Annotated in this window: 22 protein-coding genes; 10 read left to right on the top strand and 12 right to left on the bottom strand. The window is 60.8% G+C overall.

The window, feature by feature from the left end; translation table 11 throughout:
- Positions 1-48: 48 nt before the first annotated feature.
- From phnE to AC3WTM_RS12355, 6 genes are all read right to left on the bottom strand, one after another.
- Entirely contained in the window at positions 49-816 is a 768-nt protein-coding gene (phnE, locus tag AC3WTM_RS12380) for a phosphonate ABC transporter, permease protein PhnE (protein ID WP_102671914.1), read from the bottom strand.
- On the bottom strand, positions 813-1,640 hold the full coding sequence (locus AC3WTM_RS12375) for a PhnE/PtxC family ABC transporter permease (protein ID WP_102671913.1): 828 nt from the start codon (positions 1,638-1,640) through the stop codon (positions 813-815). Before AC3WTM_RS12375 ends, phnE begins: the two co-directional genes overlap by 4 nt.
- Positions 1,634-2,431 carry a phosphonate ABC transporter ATP-binding protein gene (locus AC3WTM_RS12370; protein WP_102671912.1) on the bottom strand — a complete coding sequence of 266 codons (798 nt, stop codon included), beginning with the start codon at positions 2,429-2,431 and terminating at the stop codon, positions 1,634-1,636. Before AC3WTM_RS12370 ends, AC3WTM_RS12375 begins: the two co-directional genes overlap by 7 nt.
- Positions 2,428-3,279: a putative selenate ABC transporter substrate-binding protein gene (locus AC3WTM_RS12365; RefSeq protein ID WP_102671911.1), complete on the bottom strand. Its 852-nt coding sequence runs from the start codon at positions 3,277-3,279 to the stop codon at positions 2,428-2,430. Before AC3WTM_RS12365 ends, AC3WTM_RS12370 begins: the two co-directional genes overlap by 4 nt.
- 275 nt (positions 3,280-3,554) lie before the next feature.
- Positions 3,555-4,733, bottom strand: a complete 1,179-nt coding sequence (locus AC3WTM_RS12360; protein ID WP_102671910.1) for a trans-sulfuration enzyme family protein — start codon at positions 4,731-4,733, stop codon at positions 3,555-3,557.
- Positions 4,730-6,106, bottom strand: coding sequence for a pyridoxal-phosphate dependent enzyme (locus tag AC3WTM_RS12355; protein WP_102671909.1), 1,377 nt, complete (start codon positions 6,104-6,106; stop codon positions 4,730-4,732). Before AC3WTM_RS12355 ends, AC3WTM_RS12360 begins: the two co-directional genes overlap by 4 nt.
- A gap of 276 nt (positions 6,107-6,382) precedes the next feature.
- Here AC3WTM_RS12355 and AC3WTM_RS12350 point away from each other — a divergent pair, with 276 nt between their 5' ends.
- The 7 genes from AC3WTM_RS12350 to AC3WTM_RS12320 all read left to right on the top strand — a co-directional run bounded on the left by AC3WTM_RS12350 (position 6,383) and on the right by AC3WTM_RS12320 (position 14,040).
- A complete protein-coding gene (locus AC3WTM_RS12350) occupies positions 6,383-7,744 on the top strand; it encodes a flavin-containing monooxygenase (RefSeq protein WP_173677961.1) in 1,362 nt (453 codons plus the stop codon).
- The gene (locus AC3WTM_RS12345) at positions 7,744-8,154 is read left to right on the top strand and encodes a RidA family protein (RefSeq protein WP_003201555.1); all 411 of its coding nucleotides are present in this window, start codon (positions 7,744-7,746) and stop codon (positions 8,152-8,154) included. The genes AC3WTM_RS12350 and AC3WTM_RS12345 overlap by 1 nt, the downstream gene beginning before the upstream one ends.
- 10 nt (positions 8,155-8,164) lie before the next feature.
- Positions 8,165-8,839: a DUF1028 domain-containing protein gene (locus AC3WTM_RS12340; RefSeq protein ID WP_090456242.1), complete on the top strand. Its 675-nt coding sequence runs from the start codon at positions 8,165-8,167 to the stop codon at positions 8,837-8,839.
- Complete coding sequence (gene argE / locus AC3WTM_RS12335; RefSeq protein ID WP_102671908.1) at positions 8,832-10,001, top strand: acetylornithine deacetylase; 1,170 nt, start codon at positions 8,832-8,834, stop codon at positions 9,999-10,001. Before AC3WTM_RS12340 ends, argE begins: the two co-directional genes overlap by 8 nt.
- Positions 10,002-10,036: 35 nt before the next feature.
- Entirely contained in the window at positions 10,037-11,077 is a 1,041-nt protein-coding gene (locus AC3WTM_RS12330; protein WP_102671907.1) for an ABC transporter substrate-binding protein, read from the top strand.
- A 358-nt stretch (positions 11,078-11,435) separates the two neighbouring features.
- Positions 11,436-12,851 (top strand): purine-cytosine permease family protein, encoded by a 1,416-nt coding sequence (locus tag AC3WTM_RS12325; RefSeq protein WP_102671906.1) that lies wholly within the window; start codon positions 11,436-11,438, stop codon positions 12,849-12,851.
- Positions 12,852-12,975: 124 nt separating this feature from the next.
- A complete protein-coding gene (locus tag AC3WTM_RS12320; protein ID WP_102671905.1) occupies positions 12,976-14,040 on the top strand; it encodes a GGDEF domain-containing protein in 1,065 nt (354 codons plus the stop codon).
- Positions 14,041-14,158: 118 nt separating this feature from the next.
- Here the strand turns inward: AC3WTM_RS12320 and cls are convergent, their stop codons facing one another.
- Together cls and AC3WTM_RS12310 are read right to left on the bottom strand one after the other, a co-directional pair.
- Positions 14,159-15,454, bottom strand: coding sequence for a cardiolipin synthase (gene cls / locus AC3WTM_RS12315; protein WP_256586103.1), 1,296 nt, complete (start codon positions 15,452-15,454; stop codon positions 14,159-14,161).
- A 286-nt stretch (positions 15,455-15,740) separates the two neighbouring features.
- Entirely contained in the window at positions 15,741-17,642 is a 1,902-nt protein-coding gene (locus tag AC3WTM_RS12310) for a potassium transporter Kup (RefSeq protein WP_102671903.1), read from the bottom strand.
- Between the two features lie 428 nt (positions 17,643-18,070).
- Here AC3WTM_RS12310 and AC3WTM_RS12305 point away from each other — a divergent pair, with 428 nt between their 5' ends.
- Positions 18,071-18,886: a lytic transglycosylase domain-containing protein gene (locus AC3WTM_RS12305; protein ID WP_102671902.1), complete on the top strand. Its 816-nt coding sequence runs from the start codon at positions 18,071-18,073 to the stop codon at positions 18,884-18,886.
- Positions 18,887-18,955: 69 nt separating this feature from the next.
- Here the strand turns inward: AC3WTM_RS12305 and AC3WTM_RS12300 are convergent, their stop codons facing one another.
- The 3 genes from AC3WTM_RS12300 to AC3WTM_RS12290 form a co-directional block, all read right to left on the bottom strand.
- Positions 18,956-19,525 carry a DJ-1/PfpI family protein gene (locus tag AC3WTM_RS12300; RefSeq protein ID WP_102671901.1) on the bottom strand — a complete coding sequence of 190 codons (570 nt, stop codon included), beginning with the start codon at positions 19,523-19,525 and terminating at the stop codon, positions 18,956-18,958.
- A gap of 740 nt (positions 19,526-20,265) precedes the next feature.
- The gene (locus tag AC3WTM_RS12295) at positions 20,266-21,225 is read right to left on the bottom strand and encodes an HlyD family secretion protein (RefSeq protein WP_102671900.1); all 960 of its coding nucleotides are present in this window, start codon (positions 21,223-21,225) and stop codon (positions 20,266-20,268) included.
- Positions 21,226-21,228: 3 nt separating this feature from the next.
- Positions 21,229-21,600: a DUF3302 domain-containing protein gene (locus AC3WTM_RS12290; RefSeq protein WP_102671899.1), complete on the bottom strand. Its 372-nt coding sequence runs from the start codon at positions 21,598-21,600 to the stop codon at positions 21,229-21,231.
- Between the two features lie 151 nt (positions 21,601-21,751).
- Between AC3WTM_RS12290 and AC3WTM_RS12285 the strand changes: the two genes are divergently transcribed.
- A complete protein-coding gene (locus AC3WTM_RS12285; RefSeq protein WP_102671898.1) occupies positions 21,752-22,414 on the top strand; it encodes a VIT1/CCC1 transporter family protein in 663 nt (220 codons plus the stop codon).
- A gap of 77 nt (positions 22,415-22,491) precedes the next feature.
- On the top strand, positions 22,492-23,505 hold the full coding sequence (locus AC3WTM_RS12280) for a sterol desaturase family protein (protein ID WP_102671897.1): 1,014 nt from the start codon (positions 22,492-22,494) through the stop codon (positions 23,503-23,505).
- A 236-nt stretch (positions 23,506-23,741) separates the two neighbouring features.
- Here the strand turns inward: AC3WTM_RS12280 and AC3WTM_RS12275 are convergent, their stop codons facing one another.
- Positions 23,742-24,182, bottom strand: coding sequence for an Lrp/AsnC family transcriptional regulator (locus AC3WTM_RS12275; RefSeq protein WP_102671896.1), 441 nt, complete (start codon positions 24,180-24,182; stop codon positions 23,742-23,744).
- Positions 24,183-24,193: the final 11 nt, after the last annotated feature.

The raw sequence follows: 24,193 nt of genomic DNA, 5'->3' as shown, positions 1-24,193 counted from the left end.
TGTTGAAACGCAGGAAGGGTTTTTTGCGTTGGGACTGCACGCTGGCTGTCACGCCTTAACCCAACGCTGCCGACTCCAACTACTCAACCCATCAACCGCAAACACCAGCACCAACATCGCCAGGATCACAGTACTAGCCTGGGCCTCCTGAAACAGGCTGAGGTTGACATAGAGCATCTGCCCCAAACCGCCGGCACCGACAAAACCGAGCACGCTGGCCATGCGGATGTTGTTTTCCCAGCGGTACAGGATGTACGCCAGCAGCTGTGGAAACAGGTTGGGCAGGGTGCCGTAACAGAAGGCCCAGACGACGTTGCCGCCCTGCAGACGGATGGCTTCGGCCGGTTGCGGCGGGGTGTTTTCCAGCGCTTCGGCGAACAATCGACCCAGCACCCCAGTGGTGTGCATGGCCAATGCCAGGGTCCCGGCGTTGGGGCCGAGTCCGGCTGCCAGCACCATCAGCGCGGCCCACACCAGTTCGGGAATGGCGCGCAGGGCGTTAAGCACAAGGCGCGACGCACTCTGCAACGGCCAACCGAAACGACCGGCCGCCGGCAAAGCCAGGACCAGGCCGAATACCGCCGCGAGCAGGGTGCCGAGGGCCGACATGGCCATGGTTTCCACGGCGCCACGGCCGATGGCTTGCAGATGGCCGGTGCTCAGGTCCGGGCTGAGAAAACGCAGCACGTAGGCACCCATCTGCTTCAGGTTACCGCTGCCCGTCAGTTCGCCGAGATCGATGCCCAGATAGCTGAACGAAGCGACGACCGTTGCACCAATGCACAGGATCAGCAGCAGGTTGAAAAGGCGATTCATGCGAACCTCCAACGCAGCAGGCGGCTGATCTGATCGGCGAACAGTACCAGGACGAAAAAGGTCAGCAACATGCTCGCCACTTCACCGCCGGCGAACATGCGCAACGACAAATCGATCTGCTGGCCCAGCCCGCCAGCGCCGACGAACCCCATCACCACCGACGCGCGGATCGCGCATTCCCAGCGATATACCGTGTACGACAGCAACTCCGCCCCGACATTGGGCAGGATGCCGTAGCAGAACGCCGCCAATCGGCTGCTGCCGGCTTGCAATAGAGAGTGGGCTGGGCGCTGGTCGACCGACTCAAAGATTTCCGCGTAGACCTTGCCCAGCATGCCGCTGTAGGTGATGGCAATGGCCAGCACCCCGGCCGTCGGGCCAAGGCCGACGGCGCGCACGAACAGCAAGGCCCAGACGATTTCCGGCACGCTGCGCAGGAAGATCAGCAACCCGCGCACCGGCCAGCGCAACAACCGGCCCAAGGCGCTCGGGCGACCGCTGCGCGAAGCCGCCGACAACGAGAGCGCCCGGCTGGCCAGCAGGCTGGCGGGGATGGCCAATAGCAAGGCCAGGGCCATGCCGGCGGTGGCGATGGCCAGTGTTTGCAACGTGGCTTGCCACAGCAACTGGAGGAACTCTTCGCCATGGGCCGGTGGCCAGAAGGCCGAGACAAACCGGCCCATCTCGCTCTGGCTGTCAGCCTGGAGCAGCACACCCAGGTCCAGTTCGCTGAAATGAATACCGGGCCACAACAGGGCAAGCGCCAACAGACTGAACAGCAGGCGGGGCAGGGTGGCCGGGTCTCGTGTATCGCGGGTCAGCATCGTGGAATCTGCAGGCTCAAGGGCGCCACCGGCGCGGGCGGCGACAGCAGTTGCTCGTTGGCGTAGAGCTTGTCGAGCAAATCGTGGTCGACGTCGCTGGCGGGAAGATCGAACAGGATCTGCCCTTCACGCAATCCGATGATGCGCGAGAAGTGCGCCAGGGCCAGTTCCACCGCATGCAGGCTGGCGACCAGTGTCACCTGGTGTTCCCGGGCGTGTCGGCAGAGAACTGACAGGGTGTGCCCGGCCAGCACAGGGTCCATCGCCGACACCGGCTCATCGGCCAGTAGCACTTCGGGGGCCTGGTACAGCACCCGGGCAATGCCCACGCGCTGCAGTTGGCCACCGGACAATTGCTGGCACTGGGCGAACAGCTTGTCACCCAGGTCCAGCTTGAGCAGTGCCGCCCGCGCGCCCGGCACATCCACCGGATGCAACAGGCTCAACAGGCTTTTGGAAAAACCCCATTGCCCCAGCTTTCCGGCCAGCACCGCCGTGACCACCCGTTGCCGGGGGGGCAGAGGTGGTGCCTGATGGACCAGGCCGATGCGCGCGCGCAATCGCTGGCGCTGTCGGGCGCCGAGCTGCCAGGCGTGCTCGCCGAGCACCTCGACCGTGCCGCTGCCGGGACGCAGGGCGGTGGCCAGCACGTTGAGCAGGCTCGACTTGCCGGCACCGGACGGCCCGATGATTGCGACCTGCTCGCCGGCAGCGATGTGCAGGTCGACCTCATGCAGCGCATGCACGCCATTGCCGTGGGTGAGGCTGACCCGGTTCAGATGCAATGTCATTTCAGCAGGTCGGCAGCGCGCGCGGCTTCCTCGATGCCTTTGTAGTTCTCAGGCTTGGTCTCGATGAAGCGGCTGGCGGCCTGCAGGTCCAGAATGGCTTTTTGCTCCGGGTTGGCCGGGTCGAGCGCGAGGAAGGCCGCCTTGATTTTGCCAGCCAGGGCCGGGTCGAGGGTGCCGCGCACGGTCCAGTTGTAGTCGAAGTAGGCCGGTGTGGTGGCGAAGACCTTGACCTTGTCGGTGTCGACCTTGCCGGCCTTGACCAGTTTTTCCCAGACGCTGGCATTGAGTACGCCGGCGTCCACTTTGCCGGCCTGAACCCAGGCGACCGTGGCGTCGTGGGCGCCCGAGTAGCCGACGCGACTGAAATAGGTTTCCGGCTTGATGCCGTCCTGCAGCATGAAGTAACGCGGCATCAGACTGCCCGACGTCGATGAGACCGAACCGAAGGCAAAGGACTTGCCCTTGAGGTCGGCCAGCGACTTGACGGCCGGGTCGGCGGTAATGAATTTGCTGGTGAACTGGGCGTCCTGCTCACGCTGTACCAATGGAATGGCATTGCCGGTTTTCAGTCGCGCCTGCACGAAGGTGAAGCCGCCCAGCCAGGCCATGTCGATGCGGTCTGTGGCCAGCGCCTCGACCACCGCCGGGTAGTCGGACACCGGTACGAACTCGACCTTCATGCCCAGTTGCTTCTCCAGATACTCGCCCAGGGGCTTGAACTTGCGCAGCAATTCGGTGGGGGCTTCATCAGGAATGGCGCTGACCTTGAGGGTATCGGCAGCCTGTGCCAGCAGGGCGGAAAAGGATAGGGACAGGCCGACGGCCAATGCCAGGGTACGTTTGAGCATGGAAGTTCTCCGGTTCAATAGCGGAAAAATGTCGATGCGCCCCGCACAAGCTGATTGCTGCACGACGCTTCGTGAGGGTAGACGAAAACGGCGCGATTATAGGGGGTCTTGCGTGCCAGACCAGCAAAACCTGCAGGAGCGAGCTTGCTCCGGGCGGCGTTCCGACGATGGTCGTTAACGATGCCGCGTGTTTACTGACTGAACGCGGCGCTCTTGAGTCCATCGCGAGCGAGCTCGCTCCCACAGGTTTTGCGGTGTCCCAATATTCAGGTGATTTACATCCTTGCCAACGCCTGCGCCAGATCAGCTCGCAAGTCCTCGACATCCTCAACCCCCACCGACAACCGCACCAATCCATCGCCAATCCCCAGTTCCGCGCGGGTATCGGGCGGGATGGTGGCGTGGGTCATGATTGCCGGGTGTTCGATCAGGCTTTCCACGCCGCCCAGGCTTTCGGCCAGGGCGAAGATCTGCACGCTTTCAAGGAAGCGTTTGGTACCGGCCAGATCACTGTTGAGGTCGAGGGAGATCATCCCGCCGAAACCGCGCATTTGCCGTTGGGCCAGTTCGTGTTGCGGGTGCGACGGCAGGCCGGGGTAGTAGACCCGTGAGACTTGTGGCTGGTTCTCCAGCCACTGCGCCAGCGCCAGTGCGTTGCTGCAATGTCGCTCCATGCGCAGCGCCAGGGTCTTCACGCCGCGCAGGGTGAGGAAGGCATCGAACGGGCCGGCGATGGCGCCGACGGCGTTTTGCAGGAAACCCAGGCGCTCGGCCAGTTCGGCGTTCTGCCCGACCACGGCGATACCGCCGATCACGTCGGAGTGACCGTTGAGGTATTTGGTGGTCGAGTGCAGCACGATGTCGAAGCCCAACTCCAACGGGCGCTGGATCCAAGGGCTGGCAAAGGTGTTGTCGGCCACGCAGATGATGCCGCGCGCGCGGCAGGTGCGGGCGATGGCGGTGAGGTCGGTGAGGCGCAGCAGCGGATTGCTCGGGGTCTCGACCATGACCATGCGTGTGTCGTCTTGCAGGGATGCCTCGAACGCCGCCAGGTCGGTCAGATCGACGAAGCTGAAGCGGTGCCCGGCGCTGCGCTGGCGCACCTTGTCGAACAGGCGGAAGGTGCCGCCGTACAAGTCGTTGCCCGAAACGATGTGCGAGCCGGCGTCGAGCAGTTCGAGCACCGTGGAAATGGTCGCCAGCCCCGAGGCGAAGGCAAAGCCCCGGGTGCCGCCTTCGAGGTCGGCCACGCAGCGTTCCAGCGCCCATCGCGTCGGGTTGTGCGAACGCCCGTAGTCCAGACCTTTGTGCACCCCGGGGCTCTGTTGCAGGTAGGTGGAGTTGGCGTAGATCGGCGGCATCAACGCCCCGGTCGAAGGGTCCGGCGCTTGCCCGGCGTGGATCACCCGGGTGGCGAAGCCCTGTGGCGGGGCGTTTTTATCCTGTTGACTCATGGCAGGGATCTCCGCAAATGGTTGAGCATGTCGGTTCGGGTAATCAGGCCGTGAAAGCCCGAGGCATCCTGGATGATCGCCACCAGTCCACGACCCAGCTCGGCTTCCAGTTCAGCCAGGGTGGCATTGGGGGACAGGGTTTGCAGTTTGTCGGTCATGGCGCTGGAGACTGCCCTGCGAAAGTGCGCAACGTCTTCATGCACGCCCAGCAGGATGTCGGACTCGTCGATCACGCCGACCAGTTGCTGCCCCTTCACCAGCACCGGCAGTTGCGAGACATCCGCCAGGCGCATGCGCTGGAAAGCCGTCAGTAGCGTGTCATCCGGGCCGACGCTGATCACTCGGCCATCCTCGAAGCGCCGCGCGATCAGGTCGCGCAGGTCGCCGTAGTGCTTGCGTTGCAGCAGGCCCTGATCGTTCATCCACTGGTCGTTGTAGACCTTCGACAGGTAACGCGTACCGGTGTCGCAGACGAAGCTGACCACCCGTTTCGGCTGGGTCTGTTCGCGGCAGTAACGCAACGCCGCCGCCAGCAAGGTGCCGGTCGACGAACCGCCGAGAATCCCTTCGGCCCGCAGCAGTTGGCGGGCGTGATCAAAGCTTTCTTCGTCGCTGATCGAATAGGCGTGGCGCACGCTGGACAGGTCGGCAATCGACGGGATGAAGTCTTCGCCAATGCCTTCCACCGCCCAGGAACCGGGGGTGGGGAGGGTGCCACCGCGGCTGTATTCGGCCATTACCGAGCCGACCGGGTCGGCCAGGACCATTTCCAGGTCCGGCTGCACCCGTTTGAAGAAACGGGTCAGCCCGGTGAGGGTTCCGGCCGAACCGACGCCGACGACGATGGCGTCCACATCATGCTGGGTTTGCGCCCAGATCTCCGGCGCGGTGCTGCATTCGTGGGCCAGTGGGTTGGCCGGGTTGTTGAACTGGTCAGCGAAGAACGCATCGGGAATTTCCGCCGCCAGCCGTGCGGCGACGTCCTGGTAATACTCGGGATGGCCCTTGCCGACGTCGGAGCGGGTGATGTGCACCTCGGCACCCATGGCCTTGAGGTGCAAGACCTTCTCGGTGGACATCTTGTCCGGTACCACCAGCACCACTCGGTAACCCTTGGCGCGGCCGACCAGAGCCAGGCCGAGGCCGGTGTTGCCGGCGGTGGCTTCGACGATGGTGCCGCCGGGGCGCAGGCGGCCATCGCGTTCGGCGGTGTCGATCATCGCCAGACCGATGCGGTCCTTGATCGAGCCGCCGGGATTCTGGGATTCGAGTTTGAGAAACAGCGTACACGGGCCGGTATCGAATCGGCTGACGCGTACCAGAGGTGTATTGCCGATCAGTTCGAGCACGGCAGGGCGGGAGTTGTCAGTCATGTCGTCACTTCCTTGCGCTATTCGCACTGGGTGGACATCGACCGGCGCTGTGCCATCAGGCGTCAATCGCCGGCATTGCATCGCTAGGACCATAGGCCGGGATCAGGCCTCCCGCAACCTTGCACAGCCGACCGGTCGGCTCGACGCTTTTTCCTCGCCAGCAACCACAAAAAACATAATTTCGCTATTTCCCGGCTCCGAACAGAATGCGGCCAACACCCTGACACCGATAGCCGCAGCAGAAGAACAACAGTGATCAGAATCGAGGCGGCAGCCATGACCGACCTGAATCAAACCACCTTTCAGAAGTGCACAGCCATGACAGTTGATAAAACCGAAATTGATACGCTTGTTGTTGGCGCCGGCCAGGCCGGCGTGGCCATGAGTGAACACCTGAGCAAGCTCGGTGTGCCTCACCTCGTTGTGGAGCGCAATCGTATCGCCGAGGCCTGGCGCACCGGTCGCTGGGATTCGTTGGTGGCCAACGGTCCGGCCTGGCACGACCGCTTCCCGGGACTGGAGTTCGACGGTCTGGATCCGGATGCCTTCGCCGGGAAAGAGCAGGTGGCTGAGTACTTCGAAGCCTACGCCCGCAAGTTCAATGCGCCGATCCGTACCGGCGTGGACGTGAAGAAAGTCGAACGTAACACCGACCGTCCCGGTTTCACCGTTGAAACCTCTGATGGCGTGATCGAGGCCCGGCATGTGGTGGTCGCCACCGGCCCGTTCCAGCGTCCGGCCATTCCGCCGATTGCCCCACAAATCGCCGGCATCGCGCAGATTCACTCCGCCCAATACTACAACCCGCAGCAACTGGCCGAAGGCGCGGTGCTGGTGGTGGGCGCAGGTTCCTCGGGCGTGCAGATCGCCGATGAGCTGCAACGCTCCGGCAAACAGGTCTACCTGTCGGTTGGCGCCCATGATCGTCCGCCCCGTGCCTATCGCAACCGTGATTTCTGCTGGTGGCTGGGGGTGCTTGGCGAATGGGATGCCGAGGCCATGCAACCGGGCAAGGAGCACGTGACCATCGCCGTGAGCGGTGCCCGTGGCGGCCACACCGTGGACTTCCGTCGGCTGGCCCATCAGGGCATGACCCTGGTCGGCCTGACCCAAGCTTTCAACGGCGCGGTGGTGAGTTTCGAAGACAACCTCGCCGACAACATTCGGCGCGGCGATGAAAACTACCTCGCGCTACTCGACAAGGCCGATGCCTACATCGAACGCAACGGCCTGGACTTGCCGCTGGAACCCGAAGCCCGGGCCATGCTGGCGGACCCGGACTGCGTGACCAATCCAATCCTGGAGCTGGATCTGCTCAAGGCAGGCGTCACTACGATCATCTGGGCCACTGGTTACTCCACCGATTACAGCTGGCTGAAGGTCGATGCCTTCAAGGAAAACGGCAAGCCGCAGCACCAGCGCGGTGTGTCGGCCGAGCCAGGGGTGTATTTCGTGGGGTTGCCTTGGCAGTCCCGTCGTGGCTCCGCGTTTATCTGGGGCGTTTGGCACGACGCCAAGCACATCGCCGATCACATCGTTAAACAGCACACCTATCTCAACTACCGGGATGCGACCCAGCGTCAAGCCGAAGCCGCCCGTGCACCTATTCACAAAGCCAGCCTCATGGGAGTTCGTTAATGCCTACTCATACCCGCATCCGCATGTTCAACACCAAAGACACCTACCCGAACCAGACGCTGGACAACGATTTGTGCCAAGCCGTGCGCGCCGGCAACACCGTGTATGTGCGTGGTCAGGTCGGCACCGATTTCAACGGCCAACTGGTGGGCCTCGGTGATCCTCGCGCCCAGGCCGAGCAGGCCATGCGCAACGTCAAGCAACTGCTGGAAGAGGCGGGCAGCGACCTGAGCCACATCGTCAAGACCACCACCTACCTGATCGACCCGCGCTATCGCGAGCCGGTGTACCAGGAGGTCGGCAAGTGGCTCAAGGGCGTGTTCCCGATTTCCACCGGCCTTGTGGTCAGCGCCCTCGGCCAGCCGCAGTGGCTGATGGAAATCGATGTGATCGCTGTCATCCCTGAATAAGGAATTCACCATGACTTTTTCCATCGTGGGTCGCTGCGCCGAGACCGGCCAGCTGGGCATTGCCATCAGTTCTTCGAGCATTGCCGTCGGCGCGCGCTGCCCGTGGCTGCGGGCCGGTGTCGGCGCGGTGTCGAGCCAGAACATCACGCTGCCGGCCCTCGGCCCGCAGATCCTCGATGAACTGGCCAACGGCTCGGCGCCGCCCCAGGCGCTGGACCACTCATTGACCCGCAACGGCTACAGCCAGTATCGCCAGGTGGCGGTGGTGGATGCCCACGGGCGCACGGCGGTGTTCAGTGGCAACCATGCCTTGGGCATCAATAACGCTGTGGCCGGTGACCAATGCGTGGCGGCCGGCAATCTGCTGGCCAACAGTGGGGTGATCGAGGCGATGGTCGCGGCGTTCGAAAACAGCGAAGGCTGTCTCGCCACCCGGCTGATGAGCGCCTTGCAGGCCGGGCAGGATGCCGGTGGCGAAGCCGGCGCGGTGCACTCGGCAGCGCTGTCGGTGGTCGGTGACCTGACCTGGCCGATTGTCGACCTGCGGGTGGACTGGGCCGAGGAAAACCCGATTGGCGAGCTGGGCAAACTGTGGACGGCCTACGAGCCGCAATTGCAGGACTACCTGACCCGCGCCCTCAATCCGACCCTGGCCCCCGCGTATGGAGTGCCCGGCGATGAGTGAGTTGCGCAGCCGCGCCATGCTCGCGCGATTGATCGGGTTCGCCACGGTCAGCCGCGATTCGAACCTGGAGCTGATCGAGTTCGTGCGCGACTACCTGCACGAACTGGGCGTGGATTGCGAACTGATCTACAACGCCGAGCGGACCAAGGCCAATCTGCTGGCCACGGTCGGCCCGCGTGTGGCTGGCGGCATCGTGTTGTCCGGGCATACCGACGTGGTGCCGGTGGATGGCCAGGCCTGGACGGTCGAACCGTTCTGCCTGAGCGAGGCGGACGGCAAGCTTTACGGTCGCGGCAGCGCGGACATGAAGGGCTATCTGGCCTCGGTGCTGGCCGCTGTGCCGATGTTTCTCTCCAGCCCTTTAAAGCGCCCGGTGCACCTGGCGTTTTCCTATGACGAAGAGGTCGGTTGCCTCGGCGTGCGCGGCTTGCTGGAAGTGCTGCCCCAACGCATCCCGACACCAGCGCTGTGTTTGATCGGCGAGCCGACCGAACTCAAGCCGGTGCTTGGCCACAAGGGCAAATTGGCGATGCGGTGTCACGTGCGCGGCGCCGCCTGTCATTCGGCCTACGCACCTTATGGGGTCAATGCCATCGAGCAGGCCGCGCGCCTGATCGGTCGGCTGGGGGACATCGGCGCCACCCTGGCCCGACCGCCATTGCACGACAAGCGCTTCGACCCTGCGTTCTCGACCGTGCAGGTCGGAGTGATCCAGGGCGGTACGGCGCTGAACATCGTTCCAGCGGACTGCCGTTTCGATTTCGAGATCCGCGCCTTGCCGGACTTCGCCCCGCAAGTGGTCGTCGATGAGTTGCAGGACTACGCCGAGCAGACATTGCTGCCGGCCATGCAGGCCGTGGACACCGATACCGGTATCCGCTTTGAAAAAATCTCGGCCTATCCCGGCCTGGCGACACCCGCCGACAGCGCAGCGGCCCGGCTGATTGCCCAGCTGTGCGGCAGTGACGAGTTCAGCACCGTGGCCTTTGGCACCGAAGGCGGGCTGTTCGATCAGGCCGGCATTCCGTCGGTGGTCTGTGGTCCCGGCAGCATGGACCAGGGGCACAAGCCCGATGAATTTGTCAGCGTTGATCAGATGGCGGCCTGTGACCGCTTGATGGATCGCCTGGCGGCTTACTTGAGTGAATCCGAACACCCATAACAACAACGGGCCGACAAGCCCCGAGGAAGCGATCCATGTCCAGATCCTTGCGTTGCAGTGTTCCGTTTGCCCTGGCGTTGTTGAGTGCCAGTGTGTGGGCGGCCCCCCAGGACCTCACCGTGATTTCCTTCGGTGGTGCTACCAAACAGGCCCAGGATAAGGCCTACTTCCAGCCCTTCAACGCCAGCGGCGCGGGCAATATCATCGCCGGGGAGTACAACGGCGAGCTGTCGAAGATCAAGGCCATGGTCTCCGCCGGTCACACCAGCTGGGACGTGGTGGAAGTCGAAAGCCCCGAGTTGTTGCGCGGCTGCGAAGAGGGCCTGTTCGAGAAGCTCGATGCGGGACGCTTCGGTGATTCGGCGAACTTCGTGCCGGGTGCGCTGACCGAGTGCGGTGTCGCAACCTATGTCTGGTCGATGGTCATGGCCTACGACCAGAGCAAGCAGGCCAAGGCGCCACAGTCCTGGGCCGACTTCTGGAACGTCGCCGACTTCCCGGGCAAGCGCGGCCTGCGCAAGAGCGCCAAGTACACCCTGGAAATCGCGTTGCTCGCCGACGGAGTCAAGGCGGACGACGTGTACAAGATCTTGAAAACCCCGCAAGGCGTGACGCGGGCTTTTGCCAAGCTCGACCAGATCAAGCCGAACATCCAGTGGTGGGAGGCGGGCGCGCAGCCGGCGCAATGGCTGGTGGCCGGTGACGTAGTGATGAGCGCGGCCTACAACGGCCGGATCGCTTCGGCGCAGAAGGAAGGCATGAAATTGAGCATCGTCTGGCCGCAGAGCCTGTACGACCCGGAATACTGGGCGGTGGTCAAAGGCACGCCGAACAAGGCATTGGCGGAAAACTTCATCGCCTTTGCCAGCCAGCCGCAGACGCAAAAAGTCTTCTCGGAAACCATCCCCTACGGGCCGGTGCATCGCCAGACCCTGCCATTGCTGCCCAAGGATGTGCAGGACCAACTGCCGACCGCCGAGGCCAACCTGGCTGGCGCGCGGGCCGTGGACGCGGAGTTCTGGGTTGACCATGGCGAGGAGCTTGAACAGCGCTTCAATGCCTGGGCTGCGCGCTAACACAGGCACCACATAACCCCTGTGGGAGCGGGACCCTGTGGGAGCGAGCTTGCTCGCGATGAGGCCGTCAGATTCAACATCGTCGTTGACTGACTCTCCGCCATCGCGAGCAAGCCCGCTCCCACAGGGATTTCGTCGTTCAGTTTTCATGGTGTTCTGATCGATATTTTATTTTTATTGGTTTTTTCTGCCGGTTATTCCGGAAAACCGCGCAATCTTTTATAAGGTTTAAAGGCACAAATTAACTAATTTTCCTCCCCGCGCTCTTTGTCCATGATCGCCTCCAACAAGAAATGCGCAGGTATGCCCGCGCACACCGAAGTACGAACACGTACTCATCCTTGCCTTGGAGTTCGTCATGTCCACCACCGCTTCATCCGCCCCGCTCATCGAGAAACACACGATCGGGTACGTCCCCCCTGAGGATCGCCACGGAAAGGTCAAAGATCTGTTCACCCTGTGGTTCGGCGGCAATATCGCGCCGTTGCCCATCGTTACCGGCGCGCTTGGCGTGCAGTTGTTTCACCTGAACCTGGTCTGGGGCATTGTCGCGATCATCGTCGGCCACCTGGTCGGCGGTGTGCTGATGGCGCTGCACTCGGCGCAAGGACCGCAGATGGGCATTCCGCAGATGATCCAGAGTCGCGCTCAGTTCGGTTCGCTGGGCGCGTTGCTGGTGGTGGTGATTGCCGGCGTGATGTACATCGGTTTCTTCGCTTCCAACATCGTCCTGGCCGGCAAGTCGCTGCATGGCGTGGTCGAGAGCGTGCCGGTGTCGGTCGGCATCGTCCTCGGCGGCCTTGGCTCGGGGATCATCGGCATCATTGGCTACCGCTTCATCCACGTGCTCAATCGCATCGGCACCTGGGTGCTGGGCCTCGGCATCGTGCTCGGCTTCGGCTACATCCTGACCCACGTGCAGACCGATGACTTCCTGACCCGTGGCAGTTTCAACATTTCCGGCTGGCTGGCCACGGTGTCGCTGGCGGCGCTGTGGCAGATCGCTTTCGCGCCCTACGTGTCCGACTACTCGCGCTACCTGCCCAAAGACGTGAAGGTCAGTTCGACGTTCTGGGCGACCTACCTCGGCTCCTCGCTGGGTTCAATCCTGTCCTTCGTGTTCGGTGCCGTCGCCGTGTTGGCAACGCCGGTGGGCATGGACACCATGGACGCGGTGAAACTCGCGACCGGCGCCATCGGCCCGCTGATGCTGGTGCTGTTCTTGCTCAGCGTGATCAGCCATAACGCCCTGAATCTGTATGGCGCCGTGCTGTCGGTGATCACCTTGCTGCAAACCTTCGCCCACCGCTGGATTCCGACTGCTTTGAGCCGGGCGGTACTGTCGCTGATCATCCTGGCCGGTTGCTGCGTGGCGGCCATCGGCGCCTCGGCGGATTTCATCGGGCATTTCGTCGACCTGGTGCTGGCGTTGCTGGTGGTGCTGGTGCCGTGGACCGCGATCAACCTCATCGACTTCTACGCGATCCACAAGGGCGAGTACGACATCGCCTCGATCTTCCGCGTCGACGGCGGCATCTATGGTCGCTTCAACCCGCAGGCGCTGTTGGCCTACGCCATCGGCATCGTGGTGCAGATCCCGTTCATGAACACACCGATCTACACCGGCCCCGTGGCAGTGCACATTGATGGTGCGGATTTATCATGGCTGGTCGGGCTGGTGGTCACCACACCGCTGTACTACTGGCTGGCGAACCGTGATACGGCTTATCGTCGGCGCCAGAACATGGCCGGTCTGATGCCGACCAACAGTTGAACGGGCCTGTGGCACAAGCGTACCGGGTTGAAATGATTGTGTAATTCGGGATGGTCGTTTGCCGGGCGTATGGCTATGCTCAGCGAGTTTGCCAAACGCCAATGATAACAATCACAGTGAAACCATGAGCCAATCAGACACGCGTGCGACTGTTCTAGCGCTGTATCCAGAAGACTCCCGCGAGGCGGCGGCATTGCTCAAGCAGGCAGTGCCGCTGATGGTTCGTCACAACATTCCGCCCAACCCGGTGCACTACGCGCTCTGGTACACCTACAGCAAGGGCCAGGAGCCGGAGCTCAATCGGCACCTGGACCGGGTGGTCAACGACTTCGACTACTTCCCGCCGGAGTCGGCCACCAAACTGTTTCGCGAGTACATCATCCGCGATGAACTGGCGGACGCCCGCTCCGGGCAGCAGGACGCGATCAATCTGGTCGACGACATGGAGCGCGATGTATCGCGCAGCGTGAAGGGCAATCAGGATTTCCAGGCCAGCCTCGGCCAATACCTGCAGATGCTCGAAGAGCCCGCCAGCGAGCGCTTGCCGAGCATCCTGACCCAACTGCAGCAGAGCACCCGGCTGATGCAGGGGCAGCAGGAACATTTCCTCGCCCAGTTGCAATCGGCACAGCATGAAATCAAAAGCCTGCGTGACAAGCTGGAGCGCGCCCAACTGGCCGCGACCCTCGATGGCCTGACCGAATTGCTCAACCGCACCACCTTCAGCCGCCAGCTTGAACAGGCCTTGAGCAACGTGGCGACGGGCGTGGCGCTGGTCATGCTGGATATCGACCACTTCAAGCAATTCAACGACCAGTACGGCCACCCCTTGGGGGACCGCGTGCTTCAGCATGTCGCCCGGGTGTTGCGTGATTCACTGCCTGGCGAAGCGTTTGCGGCGCGTTATGGCGGCGAGGAGTTTTGCGTAGTGCTCAAGGATTGTCCGGACTTGGCCGCCGCGGGCGCTTTTGCCGAGCGCCTGCGTTTGAAAATCCAGTCGCTGCGGGTCAAGGCCCGGGGCACTGACACGGTGCTGGACACCATCACCGCGTCGTTCGGCGTGGCCCATGCACAACCCGGCGATACACCGGAAAGCCTGGTGACCCGCGCAGACGACGCGCTGTACCAGGCCAAGCGCAACGGGCGCAATCAGGTGCGTCAGCAGCCAGACGTAGCGGTCGGGTCGTAGATTTCAGTTTCACGGGGGGCAAGGTCGCTGGCGAAAGTTTACGCTGCTTCTTGGGCTTGGGTTAACGACATACCCGTCAGGGTGTAGAACAGCTCATCCTAGTGATACGCCATTCAACTCATAGCCAGTACTCCCAAAGGCGCGCCATCTGCTCCTTGGCTTTCACACCGAGCGAGCGGCGCTGCCACTTTTCCATCTTGATTTCGTTCGACTTGGCGAGATCGGCCAGGAATGCCTCCTGCATTTTTTTTCCAAACCCGGCGCCCAGCACAACAACGTTGACTTCATCGTTGTGCAGGAAGCTACGCCAGTCGAGGTTGGTGGAGCCGACAGTCGACCACACGCCATCGATTACTGCTGTCTTGACGTGGAGTAGCGCGTCTTTGCGTTCGTAAAGCTTGACGTTGGCTTTCAGCAGCTCGCTGTAGTAGGCGCGTCCAGCATGGAACACCAGCCACGAATCGGTGCTGCCGGGCAGCACCAGCTTGACGTCGACTCCACGTGCTGCAGCCTCCTTGAGTGCCGCCAGCAACTGCGGGTCGGGAACAAAGTAGGCGTTAGTCAGCCATATCTCAGATTGCGCGCTACGCAGCGCCGAAATCAGCGTGGCATAGATCAGGCTGAACGGCTCATTTGGCGAGCTTCCGATGGCCCGCACCACCTCGGTGCCTTTGCGCTCAGGCGGCGGAAAGTAGTGGCGAGCCGCGAGTGGTTCGCCTTTCTGGGTAGCCCAGGTTCCGATGAACAGCTTCTGGAGTTCCGCAACCACAGGCCCCTCGATGCGCAAGTCGGTATCGCGCCAGGGCAAATCACCATTTGGGCGTGTCTTTGAGTAAGAACTGAACGAGCTCCCCGAATAGACGCTGCTGATGTTGATCCCGCCGAGAAAGGCAATACGGCCGTCCACGATCAGCAGCTTTCGGTGGTCGCGCTGGTTCACGTCCCAACCCGCTTTGGCCGTCACCGGATTGACTGGGTTGTACTCCAGCACCTTGACGCCCGCGTCGGTCAATTGAGAGAAAAACGCTGATGATGTTCCAAGGGTTCCGACGCTGTCACGGATCAGATTGACCTGTACGCCTTTGCGTTGCCGGGCGATCAGCGCGGTGGCGAAGCGCTGGCCGACTTCATCATCGTCGAGGATGTAGGTCTCCATGTTGATGTGGTCGCGCGCTGCTTCCACGGCTTTGATCATCGACTGGTAGGTGGTGGGGCCGTCTTGCAGCAAGTCGACCTTGTTTCCTTCCGTTAGCGGGCTGCCGACGATGGACTCTTCGATTGCGAGGTGTACGTCGAAGATGTTGGTCTCTGCGCCGGTGGACTCGAGTCGCTCGAGAATGGCCTTGCTGCGCTCGGCTGACAGAGGCCCGTGTACCCCGTCGAGCTGCACTGGCGCAGAGGGCGCGTGAGCCATATCGGGCACTATCCTGGGCAATGTACTGCAGGAAACCACAAATGCCAGGAGCACAGCCATGCACAGAGCCAGAGGAACACACACAGCCTTACATGTGGCACGAAGATTCATCAGGCCCCCTTTTTGTGAGGACGGTGATAGCGAGTGGCGATGCCGTCACTGGCTTTGACTACTGCGTAAGGGCAGGGTTCGTTGTCAGAGAGTGCTTTTGGCCGATTGTCGCTCTTCGGGAATGGGCCGATTGTTGCCGAGCAAACAAGACCGCCAGTGCGATCTTGCCAGTTCCTTACATCTCCACCTGTGTGCCCAGTTCTATCACCCGATTCAACGGCAACTTGAAGTACTTAAGGTTGCTGTTGGCGTTCTTGAGCAAAAAGGCGAAAAGGCTTTCTCGCCAACGGGCCATACCGATGCGCTTGGTCGGGATCACCGTTTCCCGGCTCAGGAAATAGGTGGTGCGCATCGGGCTGAAATCCAGTTCGGCCAAGTGACAGAGGCTTAACGCCAAGGGGACATCGGGCTCCTCGATAAAACCAAAGTGCAGACTGACCCGGAAGAACCCTTCGCCATACGCTTCAACCTCAAACCGTCTATCAGCATCCACACGAGGGCTGTCTTCAGACACCACCGTAAGCAATACCACTTGCTCATGCAAAACCTGGTTATGCAGCAGGTTGTGCAGCAGCGCATGCGGAACGGCATCGGACCTGGCGGTCAGAAATACCGCCGTACCTTGTACCCGATGAGGAGGCTGCGTGCGGATGCTACCGATAAACAGTGGTAGAGGCAGCGCGGTTTCGTCCAGCCGTTCAACAATGATCTTGCGCCCACGTTTCCAGGTGGTCATCAAAATGAACAGGCCAATGCCAGCAATCACCGGGAACGCACCGCCCTGGAAGATCTTCGGAGCATTGGCCGCGAAGTACAGGCTGTCTACCAGCAGAAAACCGAGCAGCATCGGAACGGCCAACCAGCGCGGGGTTTTCCATAGCAGCAGGACGACGGCCGAGGACAGGATGGTGGTGATCAGCATGGTGCCCGTAACAGCGACCCCATAAGCGGCGGCCAAAGCACTGGACGACTCGAAACCAAGTACCAGCAGCACAACACCGACCATCAACGCCCAGTTAACGGTACCGATGTAAATCTGTCCCTGCTCCTGGCTGGAGGTATGCTGGATAAACATGCGAGGGACATACCCAAGCTGGATGGCCTGGTGTGTCAGGGAAAATGCGCCGGAAATCACGGCTTGAGAAGCGATGATGGTTGCCAGTGTAGAGAGTGCGACCATCGGCAGCAGTGCCCAGCCCGGCGCGAGCAAATAAAATGGATTGCGCACCGCCTCAGGGTTTTCCAGGATCAAGGCACCCTGGCCAAAATAATTGAGCACCAGTCCTGGCAATACCAAAATGAACCAGGCGCGGGCAATGGGTTTGCGACCGAAGTGCCCCATGTCTGCATACAATGCTTCGGCGCCCGTCAGCGCGAGTACCACTGCACCAAGGATGGCCACACCGATTCCCGGATGAGCGATGAAAAAATGCGCTCCCCAGTATGGATTGAGCGCTTGCAGCACTTCCGGCCGCTGTAAAATGCCATAGACCCCCAGCGCACCCAGCACGACAAACCACAGCACCATCACTGGGCCGAACAGAATGCCGATGCGAGCCGTGCCGTGTTTCTGTATCAAGAACAGCGCCACCAGCACGATCACTGACAAAGGCACGACCCAGTGTTCAATTCCGTCAAACGCCAGTTGTAGCCCTTCAACCGCAGAGAGCACCGAGATAGCCGGGGTGATCATGCTGTCCCCGTAAAAAAGTGCCGCACCAAACAGGCCAAGCAGAACGAGTATTTTACTCATGCGCGGATAAGGGGCGGCTGCGCGGCGAGCCAAAGCTGTCAACGCCATGATGCCGCCTTCACCCTGGTTGTCGGCACGCAGGATGAACAGCACATATTTGATCGAGACGACCCAGATCAGTGACCAGAAGACCAACGACAGAATACCCAGCACGCCGTCGTGGTTGGCCTGAACTCCGTAGTGGCCAGAAAAGACTTCTTTGAGCGTGTAGAGGGGGCTGGTGCCAATGTCCCCGTAAACCACTCCGACCGCGGCGACGAGCAAGCCCACTCCTGACGCTTTGGATTGCGAGTTTTCATGTGCTCCGATTGCTGTTTCACTCAAGGTCGCTTCTCTCGAATTACGGGGAGGAAATGCATGCCATCCTTGGGCAAAACGATGTGCCTGGGCCACTGAAGCCTCAAGGCGCATGGACGATCTAAAAAGTCGCGGCCAGTATCTTTGAGGGCGCAAACAGCAGCCGTAAAGAAAGCGTAAAAAATTTACGGCAGATATTCGAAACATCAGATCCAGTGGCTTGGGCCTGTCCCGCCCCGGCCCTGGCAAGCCGGGACGACGCGTCGTGCGAACAATCAGACCTGTGCCTCGCCCGGGAACGTCGGCAGCCCGTACGTCAACGCAAGTTCCAAGGCCGGTTACAAGGGGTATAACTATCAGAACAAAAGGCGGGTCACCCAGAATCGACCCTCCAAAGGCAGCGCCCGGTCCGGGCGCCCCAGGCCTGATCGACGCCTACGGTGCGGAGCGATGTGATGAGTTCCAGAGCATGGCGATGGGCTCGCAAGAGCTTTCTTGGCTGCATCGAACTGGCCGTGTTGGTCACTCCACTGTGCGCCAGCGCCATGTTCAAGTGCCAAGCCAGGGACGGAGCCATCAGCTACACCAGCCAAGCCATCGCCAGCGCCCGCTGCACTCGCCTCAATGGCATGACGGGCGCCGGTGTCGGCGCCAAGGCAATGGCGCTGCCACGGGTTGTGCGGGACGACACCCCAGGCGCGGTGCGGATCCGGGTGTGGACTTTCATCCATAAGGGTAATCGTCAATATGTGAGCCGACGCCCCGTCGGGATCTCCGCACGGGTCGATGTCCTTGAGCTCTATTACATCAAGGGCTGCTATCTGTGCATGGCGCCGAAGGATTTCAAGGTCGCCTCACTGCGCCTGGACACCCATTCCTATCGACGGGAGATCGAAGCCGCTTCGGGTCATTATGGTGTCGACAGGGCGCTGGTCCGCGCAGTGATACATGCCGAATCGGCGTTTCGCCCCAACGTCATTTCCGAAGCCGGCGCCCAGGGGCTGATGCAGTTGATGCCCGCCACCGCCGAGCGCTTCGCCGTGGACGATCCGTTCGACGCACGACAGAACATTCGTGGCGGCGTGCGCTACCTGGCCTGGCTGCTCAAGCGCTTCAACGGCAACCAGATGCTGGCGTTGGCAGGTTACAACGCCGGCGAAGCGTCCGTGGTCCAGTACAACGGGGTGCCTCCCTACGCCGAGACGCAATCCTACGTCACCCTCGTGCAGTCCTTGACCGAACGCTATCGCAACCATAGCGGCCGTCCGTGAGGGGCAGAAACCGGCCAGGAGCGGACCTCGAACACATCACCTGATAGGCTGTTTTTTTGGACGAAGTGGTCACCCGTGTTCCGCTGCCAACATTGACCTGAACTGCGAAATGATCTCTGAAGATAACCCGGCAGCTTCGAACACTGCGCAGGTAAAGCTAACGGGTGCAGGACCTGGAGCAGTTATGATGCGGTCGGCAACCACCGCTACTTGACTGCTTCGATAAAGCGTGGCCCCGTCATAACCTGCGGCATTCTGTTGTAAAAAGTCAGCGCTGTTCGAAGTATGAGGGACCGTGTCGAGAAGCCCGGCCCTCGCAAGTGCCAGCGTTCCCCCACAGATACCGGCAATTGTCGCTCCACTTGAACGACTCGTATGAAGAAAGTCCCGAATGTCCGGTGCATCTGCACGCTCCCAGATCATTCCACCGATGACGACAACAACGTCCGGCTTCCAGTCCAGGCATTGTTGCAAGCTGCTATCCACAGTTACAGCCAATCCACCCTGCGAGCGGAACTGCCCTGTAGCAGGGGCGAAAAACCTGACGTCGATCCCGTAAAACGGGGATGCGGTTCCTGCAATGAAAGCGTATTCCCAGTCCGCAAAACCGGGTGTCAGTATCAAGCCCAAGCGTGCCATCAGTCCGAATCCTCCATGAAAACGAACAACATAAAGCGACAACAAATAGATCTCAACGTCCACTTCGGGTCTTTTGTGTTGAAAAAATCCCAACGCCATTCTGACTGTTACTGGACTTGAGAAAAAATCAATGAAGCCGCCGTGCCCTCCATTCATATCCGCATGATTGATCCTCGTCCTGAAGGTGAAATGAGTGGAGCTACCTCCAACAGACACCATAGAGGACAAACACTGACACGCCTCTGGCCGCTTGATACAGGGCAATGGGATGACTGGAAAAACGGTGGGCAAGTCTGTGCAATTACCCAGCCTGTGGAACTGCAAACCATGCTGGGAATCGAAACCGTAAAGGGCGAGACGGGCGTAGTATGGGTTACGCATTCGCATTGAACGCCCTGTAGGGCTGTAAAGCCGGGAGGGTTGCATGGAAAGGGACGCGATGTTCAGGTTCCTTGCGGGCTACCTGTTGATGTGTGTCCTGCTGGCATGGGGGGTGATCCAGGCGTCGCACTGGATTGCTTCTCGCTTGCTGCTGTATTGGATTATTTAGCGCCGACCCTCGCTGCTTCGCTCCTCCTTGTCGATTCTTCCAGTACCACAATGGTGCGATCCACTGTCTGGCCTTCTCCCTCTGACCCTCAACCTGTTTGATCAGTCGCTGCAATAACGCATTCAGGTCGGTTCGCGGAATCGGCAACCGGACCCAATCAAGGATTGAGCCAGTTGCCGATGCTGCCAGGTTAGTGGAACGGAAAGATGTAATTCATCCATGCCGCCATGCGCAGAAGGATTTTGCGCATCATCGCGATGTGGTGGAAATGCTGGCTGTACAACGCCGCCTGGCCGTAGGCGCCGCCGGGCATCTGGTCGGCGTACTGGGCATAGTCGGGATCGGTGATCTCAATGATCACCGGAACCCGGCCGGCCGGTGGTGAACCGGTGAAGCTGATCAGTGTGCCTGACGGTTGGATCTGGCCTTCGGCGATGACCGAAACGACGGTCTTGACCTTGCCTTCGAAAACCCTGCCTGGAATGCCGTCGAAAGCGACCTCGGCCTCGTCGCCCTCGCTCAGGCGCAATAGGCTGTTCTGGCGCATCCACGCGGAGAAGTAATGCCCTTCGGCGGGAATGAAGACCATCGAAGGGCGCAGCGGCAACTTGGTCGCCATCATGCCCGGACGCAGTGAAACATGGGTGACGAAGCCTTTGCTCGGCGCACGGACGGTGGTGTTGTCGAGTTCGTACTGCGCGTTGTCCAGTTGCGCCTTCAGGTCATCACTGCGAGCGACCACCATATCCAGTTCCCGTTGGGTACTGAAGTTACGCTTGATCAACTCGGTGATCCGGGCGCGATCGGCCTGGGCGGCAATCAGCTGTGCCTTGAGGGATTTCACCCGGTATTCGAAAGGCGCAGGGTCGATGCGAAACAGCACATCGCCTTTTTCCAGGGGCTGGTTGGTCTTCGCCGATACATCGATCACCTGGCCGCTGACCACGGGTATCACCGGAACCGATACGAAATAGGAGCGCGCCACCTCGGAGTAGGGGTGGTTGTAGTTCATCGTGAAAATCAGCGTGCCGATAATCACGATCCCGCCCAGCACCGCCGTGGGCACCGTCCATTTGTTCAGGGGGATGCGGAAGATCTTGAAGATGGCTACGCAGAGAGCGGCATACGTCAGAATGAGTAAGAGATCCATGGCTCAAATGCCCTCGCCGAGATTGTCCGTTGGCACATGTTTCTGTGCCGTACCCATCGCTGACTCCAGGCGCTCGATCCGGCCTTGCAGTTCGGCGACCTGTTGTTCCAGGTGAATCACATGACTTTTGGGTGAGTGTCCGTCACTGAAACCCCAGCCCCGGTCCTCCCGATAGGCCATCGCCCAGATCCACAGGAACGGCCAGAGTGCGTGCAAGGTGAAGAGGCTGACCCAGCCGGTGGCGTGGATTGCATCCTGGTGAGGGTGATTGCGGTGGACGGCAATTTCATAGGGGATGTCGTGGAGCAAGATGATTCCGTAGAACAAAAAGAGTCCGACAAATATCAGTACGCCCAGGGCGAAGTATTCAAGCATGAGCCATTCCTCTTGAAGCAGATAGCGTGTGCGCCTGAGTGTAGTCGTTCAATCTACACTTGACGGGGATGCGGATATCCAGCCGGAACAACCGGTGCCTGGCCGAAGCGTCGCCCGATATCGTGCAAGCACACTCCGACGAGGTGATTTCATGCCAACCAACGCTCAATTCGAAAGGGCGCCTGTACTTGACCCTGTCGAGCGCATTACCGAGGTGATATTCGGCCTGCTGATGGCCATGACGTTCACCGGCACCATCAGCGTGGCCACGGCAGACCAGGCCGCCGAACGCACGATGATGATCGCCGCGCTCGGCTGCAATCTCGCCTGGGGACTGGCCGATGCGGTCATGTACCTGTTGCGCGCACTGGTCGAGCGCACGCGCAGGATCAAGCTGTACATGGCCTTGCGTAATGGCATGGACGCCGCGGCCGGTCAGGCGCTCGTTGCGCAAGTGTTGCCGTTGCAGTTCGCGACGGCGGCCGGCAGTGAGGGCCTGGAGTTGTTGCGCCGTCGGCTGCTCGAGCAGCCCCCCTTGCCGATCAGGGCCGGCCTCGGCTGGAGCGACTTCAGGGGTGCCCTCGGTGTTTTCCTGTTGGTCGTGTGCTCGACATTTCCGCTGGTGGTGCCGTTCATTCTGCTCGATCAGACGGCGCTCGCCATCCGCCTGTCCAACCTGATCGGGCTCGTGGTGCTGTTCATCGCAGGCTGGCTGCTCGCCAGATACGCTGGCGCCACGCAATGGCAGGGAGGGGTGATCATGGCCGCCACGGGGGGCGTGCTGATCCTTGCAATCATTGCGCTGGGTGGATAAAAACCGGGCATCATTCAACACACTAAAGACTCGTTCTCATTTACAATTGCCCTTCCATTTACGTCGGGCAGCCTGGCATGGATGTTTTCGCCGCAATCCATCTTCATTTATCCCAGTGGGTGATCGAGCCGGTCACCCGGCAGTTCCTGGGCATTTTCGACTTCAACGGCAGACTCGGTCTAGCCTTTCTCTGCATGTCTTACAGCGTCGCCTATTGCCTGTTCCGCTACCGCAAATCCCGGGGCTTGACCGACGCGCGCTCATTCGGGCAGTTCATCGGCGGCTGCCGGGTGTACCTGCATCGCTCGGCGCTGCTCGACTACCGCTACTACTTCGTTCTCGCCATCCTCAAGGTTGCCCTGGTGCTGCCCATCGTTGGCCTGGTCGATCCGTACGTCTTGCGTTCAGCGGACTACATCGCGTTCTTCACCCAACTGTGGGGCGCGCGTACGCAAATGGAAGAGAACCTGGCGCTGACCCTGCTCTATGGGCTGGGCGTATTTCTGGTCAAGGATTTCAGCCATTACTGGGGCCATCGCGCCTTCCATTCGCGGTATCTGTGGGCCTTCCACAAAGTCCATCATTCGGCGCCCGTACTGGTGCCGGCGACGGCCAGCCGCGTGCACTTTCTGGAAGAGGTGGTCGAAAAGCTCACGGATATCATCTGCATCGGCGCATTTGCCGGGGTCTTCTGGTACGCCTGCGGCGGGGAGATCAGCCGCTATACCTTGTTTGGCGTGACCTACATGGTGTTCATCTTCAATGGCCTGGCGGCCAACCTGCGTCACAGCCATGTCTGGTTTTCCTTCGGGCCGGTGCTGGAACGGGTGCTGAACAGCCCTGCGCAACACCAGATTCATCACAGCGATGCGCCGCGACACTTCAACAAGAACTTCGGCATCAATCTGTCATTGTGGGACTGGATGTTCGGCACGCTCTACGTCACCCGATCCACACCCGAGTCCATTCATTTCGGCACTGGTGAACAGGATCACGAGCGTTACCTGACGCTGCAGGGGTTGATCGTCACGCCTTTCGTGGACATCGCCCGCAAACTCCTTCCGGGAACCCCCCGAAAGCACAGCCTGTAAACGGATCTGATCCGTATTTTTCAGCGCAATCTGCCTCTGTAACGGATACAGCCGCCAGCCCACAATAAGTCTTCGGTACGCCGCTCGGGCAGCACACGCCGCCCCTGTACCGCCAATTCATAGTGTGGGAGGCCCCATGGCCAAGATGACGATTTTTCTCGGCGGTTTTCTGCTGTTGACCATCCTGATCGGTATGCTGGCGACGATTCCGCCGGCGTGATTACACCCGTTGCCAATCAGGAACTCTGCCGATCAATATCGCGCCGCAGAACGACAGCGGTGGTGATGTCTTCAACGATTTCGTGACTGGCTACTGCATCTCTGACGCGATTCAGATCATCAATAGTTCGCGATTCGACCTCAATGACCAGATCGAGTTGGCCACTGACCGAGGAGACTCGTCGTACCTGCGAGTTTTGGGCAAGCAGGTCCAGCAAGCTGATTGCGGGTGTGCGTTTCAGGCATACAAGAAGGATTGCGCGAATCACGTTGGCATCGATTTCGCCGATATCAGCTCGGTAGCCTCTGATCACACCATTGCGTTCAAGGTTGATGACTCGCTCGCTGGTAGCACTTCTTGAAAGCCCGATTCTCGCTGCCAAGGCCTTCAGGGCAATTCGAGCCTCTTTGGAAAGAATTTCGAGTATTTCGCGATCTTTCGTGTCCAGGTCGCGCATCAGAACTCCCT

It is taken from the genome of Pseudomonas sp. EU05-FHT14B02 (assembly GCF_058791055.1).
This window is presented reverse-complemented; position numbering and strand designations above follow the sequence as displayed.

Coding starts and splice junctions, on each gene's coding strand:
- phnE (WP_102671914.1), bottom strand. CDS start 816: ATGAATCGCCTTTTCAACCTGCTGCTGATCCTGTGCATTGGTGCAACG.
- AC3WTM_RS12375 (WP_102671913.1), bottom strand. CDS start 1,640: ATGCTGACCCGCGATACACGAGACCCGGCCACCCTGCCCCGCCTGCTG.
- AC3WTM_RS12370 (WP_102671912.1), bottom strand. CDS start 2,431: ATGACATTGCATCTGAACCGGGTCAGCCTCACCCACGGCAATGGCGTG.
- AC3WTM_RS12365 (WP_102671911.1), bottom strand. CDS start 3,279: ATGCTCAAACGTACCCTGGCATTGGCCGTCGGCCTGTCCCTATCCTTT.
- AC3WTM_RS12360 (WP_102671910.1), bottom strand. CDS start 4,733: ATGAGTCAACAGGATAAAAACGCCCCGCCACAGGGCTTCGCCACCCGG.
- AC3WTM_RS12355 (WP_102671909.1), bottom strand. CDS start 6,106: ATGACTGACAACTCCCGCCCTGCCGTGCTCGAACTGATCGGCAATACA.
- AC3WTM_RS12350 (WP_173677961.1), top strand. CDS start 6,383: ATGACCGACCTGAATCAAACCACCTTTCAGAAGTGCACAGCCATGACA.
- AC3WTM_RS12345 (WP_003201555.1), top strand. CDS start 7,744: ATGCCTACTCATACCCGCATCCGCATGTTCAACACCAAAGACACCTAC.
- AC3WTM_RS12340 (WP_090456242.1), top strand. CDS start 8,165: ATGACTTTTTCCATCGTGGGTCGCTGCGCCGAGACCGGCCAGCTGGGC.
- argE (WP_102671908.1), top strand. CDS start 8,832: ATGAGTGAGTTGCGCAGCCGCGCCATGCTCGCGCGATTGATCGGGTTC.
- AC3WTM_RS12330 (WP_102671907.1), top strand. CDS start 10,037: ATGTCCAGATCCTTGCGTTGCAGTGTTCCGTTTGCCCTGGCGTTGTTG.
- AC3WTM_RS12325 (WP_102671906.1), top strand. CDS start 11,436: ATGTCCACCACCGCTTCATCCGCCCCGCTCATCGAGAAACACACGATC.
- AC3WTM_RS12320 (WP_102671905.1), top strand. CDS start 12,976: ATGAGCCAATCAGACACGCGTGCGACTGTTCTAGCGCTGTATCCAGAA.
- cls (WP_256586103.1), bottom strand. CDS start 15,454: ATGGCTCACGCGCCCTCTGCGCCAGTGCAGCTCGACGGGGTACACGGG.
- AC3WTM_RS12305 (WP_102671902.1), top strand. CDS start 18,071: ATGAGTTCCAGAGCATGGCGATGGGCTCGCAAGAGCTTTCTTGGCTGC.
- AC3WTM_RS12300 (WP_102671901.1), bottom strand. CDS start 19,525: ATGGCACGCTTGGGCTTGATACTGACACCCGGTTTTGCGGACTGGGAA.
- AC3WTM_RS12295 (WP_102671900.1), bottom strand. CDS start 21,225: ATGGATCTCTTACTCATTCTGACGTATGCCGCTCTCTGCGTAGCCATC.
- AC3WTM_RS12290 (WP_102671899.1), bottom strand. CDS start 21,600: ATGCTTGAATACTTCGCCCTGGGCGTACTGATATTTGTCGGACTCTTT.
- AC3WTM_RS12285 (WP_102671898.1), top strand. CDS start 21,752: ATGCCAACCAACGCTCAATTCGAAAGGGCGCCTGTACTTGACCCTGTC.
- AC3WTM_RS12280 (WP_102671897.1), top strand. CDS start 22,492: ATGGATGTTTTCGCCGCAATCCATCTTCATTTATCCCAGTGGGTGATC.
- AC3WTM_RS12275 (WP_102671896.1), bottom strand. CDS start 24,182: ATGCGCGACCTGGACACGAAAGATCGCGAAATACTCGAAATTCTTTCC.